Raw genomic sequence first — 15031 nt, forward strand, 5'->3', positions numbered from 1 at the left:
TTTCGAAATTACGTCAATCAATATGTATCCAGGTTGACAATTTAGCGATCAAGCATCTTTACTCCAAAACCATTCGTTTATGTCTTGGCGGATGGTTTTTTTATTTCGGGAATGAAAATGGATAAGAGAGATAATGCCAGTGCAGTTACAGCCACGATTTTCTTTCCGGTTTTTGAGTGACATTAAAACGCTTTCATTATTCAGTATAAAATCTCAACTATAAGAATCTATACGAACCTACAAAACTACCTCGAGTACTTCTGAGAATTGATGCAAGCTGCAGGATAGCGCAACATCTGATGCAATTTTTGTGCAGGGGATACGTCTAAAGGACAAAGTCATTAGCAATGAAGGTACCTATGGAAAGGCTGTTCTCGCTATTTTTGTTATGATCATATCACCCAAAGAGTGATTTTGTTCTACCGTTACCGATTGATGCTAAAAGCATGAGAGCAAATATTGCAAAGGTTGAGCAAATACAGCAACATTGGTGTGGAGAGGTATGTTTATTTTGTGCTAGGTTGTAGATAGAAGTCATATCGTTTCGAGATCGGTCCCACAGCGGGCCGTTCAATGAATCCTATATACGAGGAGCGTACCATCATGAAACCGATTCGCTTATTTATTGCAGGAGATTCCACCGCAGCCTCTTATCCGCAGGAACGGTCACCGATGGCCGGATGGGGACAGATGATCGGGCGTTACTTCAACGATTCCGTCGTTGTCGTCAACGAAGCCCGTAATGGGCGAAGTTCCAAGAGCTTTATCAACGAAGGGCATTTGATTCGAATAACGGATGCGATGCAGGAAGGGGACTACCTGCTGATACAGTTCGGGCATAACGATCAGAAGCCGGAACCGGAGCGACGGACGGAGCCTTTTGGCACCTATCAAATGACCTTGCAAACGTACATTAATGCTGCTAAGTCCGTGGGGGCTACCCCGGTTCTTCTTACGCCGGTGCAGCGGCGTCAATTTAACGAAGAGGGGACTTACGTTCAATCTCATGGTGATTACCCGGAGGCTGTCCGGCAGTTGGCGCAGCGGGAAGGTGTCGCCTGCATCGATTTATGCACATTAAGCGAGATGAAACTCGTTTCGCTTGGTCCTGACGGATCCAAATCGTTATTCGTCTGGCTTCGTCCCGGCGAGCATCCGAACTACCCGGACGGCTGCGCGGACAATACGCACTTTAACGAACGCGGGGCGGGTGAAATGGCACTGCTTGTGCGTGAAGGGCTCATACGCGCCGGCCTGCCGATCAGCACTTATTTTACACAGGAGAACGGTATCCCTCATTGGGTTATGCCGGAGGTGCTCCTGCCGGACATTCCGGATCGGACGTTCCGGTTAACCGATTTCGGAGCGGTAGGCGACGGACTGACGGACAATACCAACGCGTTCCACCGAGCGATCCAAGCTTGTACGGAAGCGGGAGGCGGAAAGCTGATCATTCCGGCCGGACTTTGGCTGACAGGGCCACTGAAGCTGGCGAGCCGACTGGAGCTTCATGCCGAGGAAGGCGCAGTCATTCGATTCAGTCAAACGTTCGCCGACTATCCGCTCATTCAGTCTACTTATGAAGGTCTGGGCGCTGTTCGCTGCCAATCGCCGTTGGATGCGGAAGGACAAGAACATATTGCCATAACAGGGAAAGGTGTGTTTGACGGCGGGGGAGAAGCGTGGAGGCCGGTAAAGAAGTGGAAAATGACGGAACCTCAGTGGGTACAGCTGCTCCAGAGCGGTGGTATTACGAATGAAGCCGGCGACATGTGGTGGCCGTCGGAGGCCGCTATGCAAGGGGCCGTATGGGTCGATCGGCTTAGCCGGGAAGGTGTTAAGGATGTGGCAGCCTATATGCCAGCTCGAGATTATTTACGGCCGAACCTGCTTAGTTTTAGGAGATGCCGACATATCCTGCTGGACGGACCTACATTTCAAAATTCCGCGGCATGGTGCTTGCATCCGTGGGCTTCCGAGCATGTAACAATTCGAAACGTAACCGTACGTAATCCGTGGTATGGGCAGAACGGTGACGGCCTTGATCTGGAATCGTGCCGGTACGCGGTCGTGGAACATTGTACGTTTGACGTCGGGGATGACGCGATTTGCCTGAAATCCGGCAAGGACGAAGCAGGACGCAAACTGGGTCTTCCATGCGAGTACGTGGCAATCAAGAACTGTGTTGTCTACCATGGACACGGCGGGTTTACGATCGGGAGCGAAATGTCCGGTGGCGTGCGATATGTATCCTTGACGGACTGCACCTTTATCGGAACCGACATCGGCCTTCGCTTCAAAAGCGCACGTGGGCGGGGAGGCATTGTGGAGCATATTTCCATCCAGCGTATTCGGATGATCGACATTGCAATGGAAGCGATCTCCTTCAATCTCTTCTACGAAGGGAAGGAAGGCTCAGGTGTCGCTCAAGATGAGATGCAGCCGGTGAACGAGGGAACGCCGATTTTTCGCAGTATCGAAATCATCGATGTTGTTTGCACGGGCGCAAAAACGGCACTGCTCATCAACGGCCTTCCGGAAATGCCGCTGGAACAGCTGTACGTCCATAACGTTACGGCGGCAGCTGACCGGGGAGTAGTCTGCCATTATGCGAAGCAGCTTGTATTAGAGCAGATGGACTTACATGTAAAAGACGGTTCGCTCATTACCTTGCACCAATGCGAACAGGTGGAGCTGATCCGCCTACAGGAAGCCGGAGCGGCGGCTGACAAACGAAACGTGCACATTACGGGAGCTCGTTTTGCTGCAGCCAATGCCATTCGTTAAAAACTCTCAAACTACAAAAGGGGATCTTCAATAATGAAAATAACACCTATACCATCTTCCGTTTGGACCGCAGACTTAGGAAACGGCTTTTACCGAAATCCGATTTTATACGCAGATTATTCGGACCTGGATATTGTTCGGGTCGGGAACGACTTTTACATGACAGCCTCGAGCTTCGTCAGCACGCCTGGTTTACCGATTCTGCACTCGAATGATTTGGTGAACTGGACGCTCATCGGGCACGCAATAGATCAATTGCCCGATGGCTTTGAAGGGCGCGTTCGCCACGGGGATGGGGTATGGGCACCAAGCATCCGCCACCACAACGGGACGTTTTATATATATTTCGGCGCTCCGGACGAGGGGATTTTCATGACGACCGCGCAAAACCCGACAGGGCCTTGGTCACCCTTACATCTGGTAAAGGCCGTAAAGGGTTGGATCGATCCTTGCCCGTTCTGGGATGAAGACGGACACGCATATCTGGTGCATGCGTTTGCCAACAGCAGGTGCGGCATTAAGCATAAGCTGAACATGTGCCGCATGAAGCCGGACGGAACGGCACTGCTCGATGACGGGAGTATTGTATTCGACGGGACAGTGGATCATCCTACCATGGAAGGACCGAAGCTTTACAAGCGCAACGGCTATTATTACATTTTCGCGCCAGCCGGCGGTGTGAAAACAGGCTGGCAAACGATATTGCGGTCGCGAAGCATATTTGGCCCTTATGAAGATAAGATTGTGCTGCATCAGGGCCATACTGATGTTAACGGACCTCATCAAGGTGGATACGTGGAGCTTGATTCGGGAGAGTCGTGGTTCATGCATTTTCAGGATCGGGAGGCATATGGCCGCATTGTTCATTTGCAGCCGATGGGCTGGGAGAACGATTGGCCGACGATGGGTATCGATTCGAACGGCGACGGGATCGGCGAGCCGGTGTCCGAGTATCGAAAGCCTAATACGGGGAGCAGTTGGCCTATTGCCGTACCTGCTACTTCTGACGAGTTTGACCACTCGGCGCTTGGTCTCCAGTGGCAATGGCAAGGAAACAGCAGGCCGGAATGGCTCTCACTCACGGCAAGTCCCGGACAGCTGCGGCTCATGGCTCATTCTCTGCCGAAAGGAGCATCAACGTTATACGATGCTCCTAACGTCTTATGTCAAAAGCTGCCTGCGCCTGAGCTTACGGTGACGACGAAGCTGACGCTGTATGCCGGGTCAGGCATAGAACGAGCCGGGCTTACAGTGTTCGGGCATAAATACAGATACATCTCATTAGAGTCGTCAGAAGCAGGCCTTCGGATCGTGCTTGTAAGTGGTGAAGGAAGCAAGGAGGGGGCGTCGGAACGGTTGGATGCTGAGGTACCGGCGGATATTTCAACTGTTTATCTACGTGTAACTATCGTTAGAGAGGCGAAATGCTTATTCCAGATCAGCTTTGACGGTGAGGCGTACGAGACGTTGGGCGACACGTTCGACGCTATGCCGGGAGGCTGGGTCGGCGCGAAGATCGGATTGTTTTGCCTTCAGCTCGGCGAAGCTCTCGGAAGCGGGTATGCCGATTTTGACTGGTTTCACGTGGAGAATAAAGACTCTTTGAACGATTCATAGCTTCATCTCTGCAACGCCGAAACAGCAAGTATAGGCAATGACCTAGGACCATTCGTAGAACTAATTGCCGGATGTGTAGAGGATAGTTTGCAAAGATATATTGGAGCTGTAAAGTGACTTCTATTAACCCTGTCTTTATTTTAGGATGGGGTTATTGGGTTGCAAACATAGGTTAAGTTAATCTACCTTCCAATTCACCACATCTCACGGGTGCTTGATTTAGTTCAGTCTCTTTTGGCAATTCCGTAATAGGAAAAGAGGGGTTTGAAGATAATTATCGAAGCTCTCTCCCTTTATGAAGGAGGAGATAAGTTGAAAAAAATTGTTTGGATGTCAGTTCTACTGTTTGGCTCCTTGGTATTTGTAGAAGGATTATTATTCCTAGTACTGAAGCTTACAGAACCTTCAGTGGAAAATATGCCAAAAGGTTTAGCAGCCGAAGCTTTAAACCTCCATTATGGAATCAAGGCGCAAATTTTGGTTCCAATTGTTGGAGTTATAGGAACGCCATTAGTGATGTATTTGGTACACGTCATAAAAAAGAGATGAATATGGCATTGGATTTTGTCGTGCTGGTTATCAGCGGCATATTATCAAAATCAATCGGAGTGGGCTGTTCGTCACACTGGATAAGTCCCAGCAGGCGAAAATGGGGCGTATGTATGTTTCCCTATCATGATGAGGAGGAGCATATGCTTCTGAGGCCGATTTCCTTACATATGTACTATACATGATTAGCTATAGTTGACGTTATTAACTAACATAGGGGATGTGGGTAGATGTATGTTATACTTCCGTTACCGACAACATTGTGAAAAGGATGTTTATAATGCCTACGATTACGAAAAGACCATTCGATCAAGAGTTCCAAACGATATTAAGTGAATTGCAATCCGGCTACCATGCAGGTGAATTGAGTAAGAAGGAAAGCTCGGAATTGCCTAATGATGTATATCTCATTGAAGTTGAAAACACAATGGTGGGGTATGCCGTGGTTTGGGAATACACGAGTGCGAAACAGTTAATTCAGAAAGCGGAGAAAGATTATTTTAACGATGATGAAAAATACTTAGAACAAGACTTCTATATTGATATCAAGAACAAAACAGATTATGTATTTATAGAAGCATTGGATGTACTGAAAGAATTTGAACGGAAGGGCTATGCAGCTTTCTTCATTGATTGGCTTAAACTGAAATACCCTAATAAGAAAATGTATGTGTATTCATTAGAAAAGTCACGTAATTTTTGGTACAAGCAGGGTTTTGAGGTTGTGGGTAATACCGTATGGTTATCGTATAATTAATTGCTTTTGTTCAAGGATTGAAGAGTGGGGGATCATTGAGGTAATAAAGGATCGCCTCTATATAAACGGAGGCGATCCTACTTATTCAATGGCAGCGATTTTACTTATTAACTAGAAAAGCCGCAACTTCTGCTAATCGCGAAGCGTAGCCCCATTCATTATCGTACCAAGTTGCAACGGATAGGATTTCACCCTGCAGTTGGGTCAAAGGAAGGTCAATGATGGAGGAATGGGGGTCGCCTACGATACGTGATGATGCCCATTCACCTTCCAGAACATCAAGAACTCCTTTCAGTTGACCATCTTTGGCAGCACTGCGGAAAATATCATTTACCTGCTGTACTGTACATGGCTTCTCCGTCACAAGGTTTAATTCAGCAATACTTCCGGTGCGCGTTGGAATCCGGTAGGCCTTTCCGGTAATCTGCAAATCATTCCAGATAAATTTAAGGGCTCTTGCAGCTCCTGATGAAGAAGGAATGATATTCTCAGCTGCAGCCCACGAATCTCGGCGATCCTTCATAGGCTGATCAGTTAGCGACTGGGTGTTCGTGTAAGAATGGACGGTGGAGAAGAGACCATACTTAATCCCGAAGTTTTCTTTGACTATTTTGACCACTGGAGCCAATGCGTTGGTCGTGCAACTCGCCATACTAATAATTTTATGCTTTTCCGGATCAAAACTATCTAAATTTATCCCTTTCAGCAAGACAGCATCACAATCTTCGAGGCTCTTGCTAGGCCCACTAACTAATACTCTATTTGCCCCGCGATCCAAATGGACCTGAGCAACAGCTCGGGTGACAGCTCGGCCTGTACAGTCAATTACCAGATCTACATCTAATTCTTTCCAATTAGGGACTTCCTTCGATGAATCGATAAACAGAATTTCGCGTCCACCGATTACCATAATACCTTCTTGTGCCGATACGGCTTCGTGCCAGCGCTTATAGTTGGTATCAACTTCGAACAGAGCGGCAAGTGTTGCTGCGTCTTTAATATCAGAGATGGACACGGGAACAAATAGTTGATCCTGTAAAGCTACTCTTAATAACTGTCTGCCAATACGCCCAAATCCAAATATTCCTATTTTGCCCATGGTATAACCTCCATTGAATGATAAATATGAATTCCTACGGGTACGCCTCAATTTTAGCATATTTTGGTTCCTATCACTCAGGAAGCATTTATTTTGCAGCTATTTTGGCCTGTTCTTCTTTTAATCTTTCAGGGGTAACATTATCTCCGTTCGGGTCAATAATTGTAGAATTCAAGAGCAAGCTGTCTATTGAACCACGAAATATTTGAAGATATTCTTTACGCAGATTGGCTTGTTCTGTTTTTTCAATCTCAGTTAATCCGATTTCTTTCTCTTTTCTTGAAAGCTCATTAATTTTATTTAAAATGGTAAGCATAGTGAACCACTCCTTTTATATGATTTGTGTAAAGTTGGTAAATTTTTATTCAGAAGTTTTTAAAATGTCATGATCAACGTATCTTTCCCCATTTATTTCGCTAATGACATTTATCGCCACTCTAGCTCCGTCACCAGCGGTGATGATGGCATGGACGCTAACGCCAGCTGCTGTACCTGCCGCCCAAATGCCATCCAAACTTGTTTGGCCATTTGTATCAACATCAATGACCGTCTTAATTCGGGGTTCGGTTGCTGGTTTTGTTTTTAAGCCCAAATGTTCCGCAAGCTCTGTTAAAGCTCCTGTTGCAATAATGATATATTTAGCTTCATATTGTCCGATATTGGTTTCAATGTGAAAACCTGCATCTATTTTAACGATATTTTGAACCTTCTCATCCTTTACTGCGGCGCCAAATTTAACGGCCTGTTTCTTACCAATATCTATAAGATCAGGACCGGAAATTTCCTCAATACCATAATAATTTTCAAGCCACGCCCTTTTTGTCATGCTTTTATCATTATGGATGAGTAAAGTTTTCTTTCCTGCTTTTGCTGCAAACAATGCTGCACTTGCTCCTGCGGGACCTGCGCCAATCACTGCGATATCGTACATAACAACAACTCCTTCGAATGTGTGTAAATTTAGTATTCTTTGCATCAATACTTGGGTAAGCTATATTTTTTGTATGCAAGAAAAATATCTCTAAATTAAGATTCTTAGTTATGAGATAATAATATGCTTCATAAAGTGAAAAGTCAATATGTATTTTATTGGCAATGGAAAGGACTAACTTAGTTTTGGTGGTTATAAATTAATCATGTTTGGACTAGGGACCGATAAAATACGTATGATCCAGTCTCTTTATGAAAGAGGAGATAAATTGAAAAAATTCATGTGGATGTCAGTTCTACTGATCGGCTCCTTGGCATTAGTAGAAGGATTATTATTCCTAATACTAAAGCTTACAGAACCATCCGTGGAGACTATCCCGAAAGGTTTAGCTGCCGAAGCTTTAAAACTCCATTATGGAATCCATGCGCAAATTCTGGTTCCAATTGTTGGAGTTATAGGAACTCCATTAGTCATGTATTTGGTGCTCATCATAAAAAAGAGCAAAATATGGCATTGAATTGTGTTCACCATCACTTATTTGAGAAGATGGCTGCGGAAAAGAGGAGACTTTTTGCCTAGAAAACCTATATATGTAGAAATTATAATTCGTACTGATATAGAGTCGTTATGGAAATATACACAGGACCCGATGTTGCACGAGAGTTGGGACTTGCGATTTTCTGAAATTCAATACTTGCAAAAGAGTGCGGAGTCGGAACCCCAGCAGTTTAAATATGCGACTAAGATCGGATTCGGGATGCGTATAGAGGGATTAGGGGAAACGTACAGCACCTATGAAAAAGATGGTATGAGAACTTCGGTTTTAAAATTCAGTTCTGATCAGTCACTATCTCTGATTCGTGAGGGGGCTGGTTTTTGGAGGTACATACCTACGGAAGAGGGGATTCGCTTCATAACCCGATATGATTATCGAACGCGATTCGGCAAGGCAGGGGAATGGTTTGACCAACTAATGTTTAGGTCTATGATGGGAGGGGCAACAGCTTGGAGTTTTGATCGGTTAAGGCTGTCGCTGGAAAAGGGGATCTCACCTCGAGTTTCCTTCAGCCGTTCTCTGACAGACATATTGTGCATAAGTATTCTTTCAATTGACTGGATATATCAAGGTCTCGTTCCGAAACTGCTTGTGCAGAATTCTGGTGAAATAGACATTTTACAGAGTACGGGGCTCTTTCACGGGTATGAGTCGATTGTTCTGGCTATTATGGGGGTTGGCGAAATCAGCTTTGGTCTTTTACTATTATTAGTTGGCCGAAAATGGAGAAAGATCATGTACCTGTTAAACCTGATTCTTATGGTTTTGCTTGGTATTAGTGCAATAGGACAGCCGCATGTCTATGTCGAGCCTTTCAATCCTATTTCGCTCAATGTCAGCATGATTGCTTTATCCTTTGTTGGGCTGTTGCAACTGCGTGATTTGCCGGATGCCCGTCGCTGTAAGCGCACAGTACATTGGAGGGATGAGTAGTCATGAGTTCAATTTATCAAAAAGTGTTGGGAGTCGAGTTCTCGCAGCTGCATCCTAACATTCAAAAACGATTCGGTTTCAGTAGCAGCGATGGCATAGCGGCCATAGGCCGTGGGACAATGGACAAAGTTTGGTATGGTAAGTGGTTTACGTTGCCATTTCTATACATTGGGACGTGGCGCAACATCCTATTTCCGCAAAAAGGTAAAAACATTCCATTCACCATACATAACTATGCCTATTTAGATAGCTTCGGACGAGAGACAGTTACATGGGTACGGAGCTTTGATTTTCAGAATCGGGTACGTAAATTTGATGCTACAATGATTTACAGCGAACAACGTCAAAAGATCATTGATTACTTGGGCACACACCAGCATCTTGCCGTAGAGATCGACATGTCCGTTGCGGACAATGGCGGCATCAAGCTGCGCTCTGGAAATCAATATTTTTATGAGGGGCTGCTTGGGTTTCGATTTCCAATGATAGCTTCGGGCTATGCAGATGTTTGTGAATGGTATGACGATGTAGAGGGGACGTTCCGGATTGATGTTCAGGTTCATAACAAAACGTTCGGACCCTTGTTCGGATACAGCGGCCATTTTGATGTGGAATATGTGCATGGTGAACCCATACCTGCAGAGATGAAACCTGTTAGAGAAGAGAAGCGGGAATAGAAACGAAAATGAAATATCTTCTCGTGCTCGTTCCCGCAACCCAATGCTGCTGCTTCTAACGAACCAATTCACGTTTTTGTAAATGAAAACCAAGTACTTTTCACACAGCCTCCTATCGTTGAAGATGGAAATACACTGGTTCAATTGCGTCCCATTTATTAAAGCAACCGTGATTTTTCATTGTGCGACGGTAAAATAATTTTAAATGACGATTATTATTTCTTATTGGGGTGAGATATTTGTTTTTCTTGTTGTATTTGCTTTGTTTTATTTTGTTTATTTTAGGTATTATACTTACTTTGATTGGAATTTTTAAGTACGGAAAATCTAAGAATAGAATATTACGTTCAGGAAAAGGATTTATTTGGACAGGTACTATTCTATTAGCCCTAGCTATTGGTGGATTTTTTCTTGCCTGGCATTTATTTTTTACATATCTGCAATTTATTAAGGAGTTAAAGAAATAAAAACATGAGTTTAAGGAAAAATGTTCTCATTCAAAGAATCCGAGTATGAAAAGAGTTTATAGAACTGAAGACATTGTTACCGCGGTTTATACCATGGGTCAGGATTTAGACACCGAATTGCTTCATATCAGACTAGAGAAGAGCTTTTTGGAAAATAAGATTAAAAGTTTAGAAGCTAATGGTCAGCTAATTCAAAAATATAGTTAATCTTATAAACGACTTCATGGTTAGTATTATTTTTAAAAATTCTAATTAATGTGATTAACTCTCGAGATGGGAGTTTTTTTTCGTTTATACATTAATAAATTCCCACCCCATACTTACTCAAATGTTACTAACTGACAACTTTTTCAGTTCTTATTAAGTTTTTTGTTTTCCTTTATAATAGCAGTGAACGAATACAGTTTATGGATGGAGGGCTAAAAATGAACTATAGAACTCTTGGAAAAACGGGATTACAGATATCGGAAATCGGGTATGGTGCATGGGGAATCGGCAAAACGGCTTGGATTGGTGCATCCGACGAAGAATCGATTCATGCGCTGAATCGCTCAATTGAGCTGGGGCTTAACTTCATCGATACCGCTTTGGGCTATGGAGACGGTCACAGTGAAAGACTTGTCGGGCAAGTTGTAAAGGCCCATGATAAGCCGATTTATGTTGCTACCAAAATTCCTCCCCAAAATAGACAATGGCCTGCTCGGGACGGGGTGCCTGTGGAAGAGGCTTTTACAGCGGAGCATGTTATTTCTAGTACTGAGCAAAGTCTGCGAAATCTGGGCCTGGATACGATCGATATCCAGCAGTTTCATGTCTGGTCGGACGAATGGGTTGGTCAAGGAGATTGGCTGGAAGGGATCCGCAAACTTAAAGAGCAAGGGAAAATCTGCTATTTTGGCGTTTCTATTAACGATCATCAACCGAACAATGCCATTAAGCTGATTGAATCTGGGCTTGTGGATACGGTACAGGTCATTTATAACATTTTCGATCAAAGCCCCGAAGATCAACTGCTTCCTGCCTGTGCGGAGCATAATGTCGGCGTTATTGTCAGAGTTTCGCTGGATGAAGGCGGCTTGACGGGACGAATTACCCCGGATACGACGTTCAGTGAAGGTGATTTCCGCAATAACTATTTCGGTGGCGACCGCAAACAACAGGTGTATGACCGCGTTCAGAAGATCGCTTCCGATCTTGATATTTCCATGGATAACCTACCGGAAATCGCGCTGCGGTACGTGCTCAGTCATCCTGCTGTTTCAACGGTCATTCCGGGTATGCGCTCGGTTCGTAATGTGGAGAATAATATGCGGGTTGGAGATGGGCAAGGATTAACAAAGGAACAAATCGAGAAGCTGAAGCCGCATCGCTGGATTCGGGATTTCTATAGAGGTTGATTCATCCTGTGATTAATTGTTGAAAGAGGAACCTACATACGCTATTCTGTTGGAGCAGAGTACGTAGGTTCCTTTTGTATTGAGAGATCTGATAGGGACGTAGTGGGAATATTGAATGTCATTTTATATCGAATTATTGAATATTTTGAATATTTTCATTGTATAAAAAATCCATTAAAAGTATAATTTCTTTAATGGATTTTTCCATTTGACTAGACATTCTTTTCAATCAAAGGGGAGGAAATGCAATGAAAAATTGGAAGAATTGGGTACTTATGACTCTGGTTTTGGCAGCTATGGTTTATTCGTCCGTTGTATCACAGCCTTGGGGGCCATAATCCCAAAAAGGAGCTAGGCAAAACCTAGTTCCTTTCATTTTTTATATAAAGGAATGAACATATATGATTTACTTCATACTTGCAGGCCTTCTACTTTGTATCATTCTAAAACGCAATTTATTGACAATTGTTGATTCCTTTGCAACTTTCAGAATGCCTTATTTATTGATCGGTACCTTTGCTTTTCAAATTTTTATTTATTGGTTGAGTAATAGAACGGGGCGCGATTATCCTATTCTACTTGAACTTTCATTTGCTATAATGATCTTAGGCTTATGGATGAACAGGCATTTACCAGGAATTATTTTTATATGTTTTGGTGCCTTGTTTAATTTATTTGCCATTAGTATACACGGTGGTTTAATGCCAGTATCAGAAAAGGCTCTGATGATGTCTGGGTATAATGGTTCTGCTTTTGTTACAGACGATCCTCGACATCAACTAATGAATACTTCCAATTATTGGTGGTTGGGAGATTGGATTCCTTTTTTCAAACATGTGATAAGTATTGGAGATATTAGTGTAGGCTTCGGATTTATTCGATATCTATTAGGAACCACTTCAAAGAGGGAGCAGCATGAAGGATAAAAATCTATACACTCTGATATTATTCTTAACTGGAATTTACACAACATTTATCTGTCTGGAATTTCTTCAATCTAATAGAGTTTGGGAACCTATAATTCTTATATGCGTTTTAACTTTAATAGTTGATATATTTCCAATTAAAATGTCTAATGGACTTTTGTATAATGGATCAACGTTAGGAATTCTTTACTTGATGTATTCTATGGGAATTTCAGCAAGTACGGTTCCTATCCTTATAAGCGCCATAATGTTTTTTTTGTTAGCCACCAAACCATTTTATAGAATTAACTGGTATCGGTTATTTTCAACTTTAGGCATGTATTTTATTAGTATGGTATGTGCAGCAGCAATTCTGCAGTTTACAACCCAACTACCACTGATCATTCAAGTTATTTGCATTACCTTTGTTTTTGAGAATGTTAACTTATTAATACGTGCGGGAATCATGAAATTTGTAAGTAAAGTTCCTTTTTTTAATGAAATTTCAATGATTAAGATTGTTAAAATGCAAGTTTCTTTATTAGTAGTAGCCATTATATTGTATCATTTTCTGAAACAAACTAATTCAAGTGATCTGCTTATCGAGATCATTTTTGCGGTCTTCCTCATGCTAGTTATTAACTTCTTTATCTCAGCGTATAACAAGCATATCTATAAAATTGAAGAAAGCAAACAACGCTACCAGTCTCTATTTGACCGTAATCCAGATATTGTTTTTTCATTAGATCTATCCGGTAAAATTACTAGTATTAACCCCATGTTTGAAAAATCACTGGGCTTCTCCCCAGAGTCTATACTGGACGTTAATTTATTCGAATATGTGATTTCTACAGGGAAACAAGAAGCGATACATCATATAGAACAAGCGCTGCTTGGAAATCCTCAACAATTTACAATGGGCTTTTTAACAAAAGAGGGTACAAGCCGTGATATGTTCATAACTTGTGGTCCGACGGTAGTGAACGATCAAATAGTTGGGGTCTATGGAATTGCTAAGGATATTACCGAGCAGAAGCAAGCCGAACAGATTATTCATAGAATGGCTTACTTTGATGAAATAACCGGGTTACCGAACCGAAGCAACTTTCAGGAGCGCATGGCGGAAACATTGGAAAAAGCTCATAACAACTCCTTAGCCGGATTAATGTTTCTTGATCTAGATAAATTCAAACAAGTAAATGATACGCTGGGGCATCATACAGGTGATCTTCTATTAGTTGATGTATCCAAACGCATTATCCAAGCTGTTCCTGAAGGATCTATCGTATCTAGGCTGGGGGGCGATGAATTTACGGTTATTTTTTCAAATCTAAGCCATACAGATGAGGTCATACCAGTTGCCGATGTGATCTTACAAGCATTAGCTGAACCTTTTTATTTACACAATAGAGAATTATATATAACGACCAGTATAGGGATTTGTATATATCCTGAACATGGGACCGATGTGGAAACGCTGATCAAAAATGCAGATGCCTCTATGTATCGGGCCAAAGAATCCGGTGGAAACACCTACAGTGTATATTCCAAAAATATTCAAGAGCTTAATGAAGCCAAGCACAAGATACATTCTAATTTGCACAAAGCGATCGAGCGCGAAGAATTTTATTTGCATTTTCAACCGAAGATCGATTTGACCAACGATAAAATTAACGGAGTAGAGGCCCTCATTCGATGGGATAATCAAGAATTGGGACCTATGTCGCCGGTTCAGTTTATTCCGATCGCTGAAGAGAGTGGATTGATCCTGCCCATCGGGGAATGGGTGTTAAGGACGGCATGTAGGCAGAATAAAGCTTGGCAGGATGCAGGGTTTCCTCCTATCGTGATGTCGGTGAATCTTTCCTCCATTCAATTGCAGAATGATCATTTAGTCCGTACGATTGGGCAAATTTTGCAGGAAACGGAGCTAGATCCTCAGTGGCTTGAAATTGAGATAACGGAGAGCATGCTGCTGCAGAACACCCAACATACAATGAAAGTGCTTGAAGAAATAAAAGAGCTCGGTATATCTATTTCCATCGACGATTTTGGAGTGGGTTACTCTTCACTCAGCTATTTGAAACATTTTTCATTCGATTATTTAAAAATGGACAAGTCTTTTATTGATAACTTAAACATGTCTCCAAAAGACGAATTGATCATAAGCGGTATTATCAAATTGGCGCATAGCTTAAACATGAAAGTAATCGCCGAAGGAGTCGAATCGAGTGAACAGCTTTCTTACTTGCATGAGCAGGGTTGTGATGGTGTTCAAGGATATTTGATTAGCAAGCCTTTGTCGGCGGGGGAGTTTATTGAGTGGGTATGGCGATGATGAGCGGATATGATGCAC

Annotated in this window: 13 protein-coding genes; 10 read left to right on the top strand and 3 right to left on the bottom strand. The window is 43.0% G+C overall.

The features are described from left to right. Positions 1 to 603: 603 nt before the first annotated feature. The 4 genes from QFZ81_RS01040 (at position 604) to QFZ81_RS01055 (ending at position 5710) form a co-directional block, all read left to right on the top strand. Positions 604 to 2787 (top strand): glycosyl hydrolase family 28 protein, encoded by a 2184-nt coding sequence (locus QFZ81_RS01040; protein ID WP_307601126.1) that lies wholly within the window; start codon positions 604 to 606, stop codon positions 2785 to 2787. A gap of 33 nt (positions 2788 to 2820) precedes the next feature. Beyond that, positions 2821 to 4404, top strand: a complete 1584-nt coding sequence (locus QFZ81_RS01045) for a glycoside hydrolase family 43 protein (protein WP_307601128.1) — start codon at positions 2821 to 2823, stop codon at positions 4402 to 4404. 312 nt (positions 4405 to 4716) lie between these two features. Continuing rightward, positions 4717 to 4953, top strand: a complete 237-nt coding sequence (locus QFZ81_RS01050) for a hypothetical protein (RefSeq protein ID WP_307601130.1) — start codon at positions 4717 to 4719, stop codon at positions 4951 to 4953. A 280-nt stretch (positions 4954 to 5233) separates the two neighbouring features. Next, positions 5234 to 5710, top strand: coding sequence for a GNAT family protein (locus tag QFZ81_RS01055; protein WP_307601132.1), 477 nt, complete (start codon positions 5234 to 5236; stop codon positions 5708 to 5710). Positions 5711 to 5810: 100 nt separating this feature from the next. On the opposite strand, the gene QFZ81_RS01060 is transcribed toward QFZ81_RS01055, so the two are convergent. From QFZ81_RS01060 to QFZ81_RS01070, 3 genes are all read right to left on the bottom strand, one after another. Further along, positions 5811 to 6809 (bottom strand): type I glyceraldehyde-3-phosphate dehydrogenase, encoded by a 999-nt coding sequence (locus QFZ81_RS01060; protein ID WP_307601134.1) that lies wholly within the window; start codon positions 6807 to 6809, stop codon positions 5811 to 5813. An 88-nt stretch (positions 6810 to 6897) separates the two neighbouring features. Next, positions 6898 to 7125, bottom strand: a complete 228-nt coding sequence (locus QFZ81_RS01065; RefSeq protein WP_307601136.1) for a DUF896 domain-containing protein — start codon at positions 7123 to 7125, stop codon at positions 6898 to 6900. A 45-nt stretch (positions 7126 to 7170) separates the two neighbouring features. Further along, positions 7171 to 7740, bottom strand: coding sequence for an FAD-dependent oxidoreductase (locus tag QFZ81_RS01070; protein WP_307601138.1), 570 nt, complete (start codon positions 7738 to 7740; stop codon positions 7171 to 7173). A gap of 268 nt (positions 7741 to 8008) precedes the next feature. Here QFZ81_RS01070 and QFZ81_RS01075 point away from each other — a divergent pair, with 268 nt between their 5' ends. From QFZ81_RS01075 to QFZ81_RS01100, 6 genes are all read left to right on the top strand, one after another. Further along, entirely contained in the window at positions 8009 to 8257 is a 249-nt protein-coding gene (locus QFZ81_RS01075) for a hypothetical protein (protein WP_307601140.1), read from the top strand. A 54-nt stretch (positions 8258 to 8311) separates the two neighbouring features. Continuing rightward, complete coding sequence (locus QFZ81_RS01080) at positions 8312 to 9229, top strand: DoxX-like family protein (protein ID WP_307601142.1); 918 nt, start codon at positions 8312 to 8314, stop codon at positions 9227 to 9229. Between the two features lie 2 nt (positions 9230 to 9231). Next, positions 9232 to 9906, top strand: coding sequence for a DUF4166 domain-containing protein (locus QFZ81_RS01085; RefSeq protein ID WP_307601144.1), 675 nt, complete (start codon positions 9232 to 9234; stop codon positions 9904 to 9906). 892 nt (positions 9907 to 10798) lie between these two features. After that, positions 10799 to 11770, top strand: a complete 972-nt coding sequence (locus tag QFZ81_RS01090; protein WP_307601146.1) for an aldo/keto reductase — start codon at positions 10799 to 10801, stop codon at positions 11768 to 11770. Between the two features lie 401 nt (positions 11771 to 12171). Beyond that, on the top strand, positions 12172 to 12696 hold the full coding sequence (locus tag QFZ81_RS01095; RefSeq protein ID WP_307601147.1) for a DUF5317 domain-containing protein: 525 nt from the start codon (positions 12172 to 12174) through the stop codon (positions 12694 to 12696). Continuing rightward, entirely contained in the window at positions 12686 to 15013 is a 2328-nt protein-coding gene (locus QFZ81_RS01100) for a sensor domain-containing protein (protein ID WP_307601149.1), read from the top strand. The genes QFZ81_RS01095 and QFZ81_RS01100 overlap by 11 nt, the downstream gene beginning before the upstream one ends. Positions 15014 to 15031 lie beyond the last annotated feature (18 nt).

Origin of the sequence: Paenibacillus sp. V4I9 (assembly GCF_030817295.1) — a bacterium.
Taxonomy (GTDB): Bacteria; Bacillota; Bacilli; order Paenibacillales; family NBRC-103111; genus Paenibacillus_E.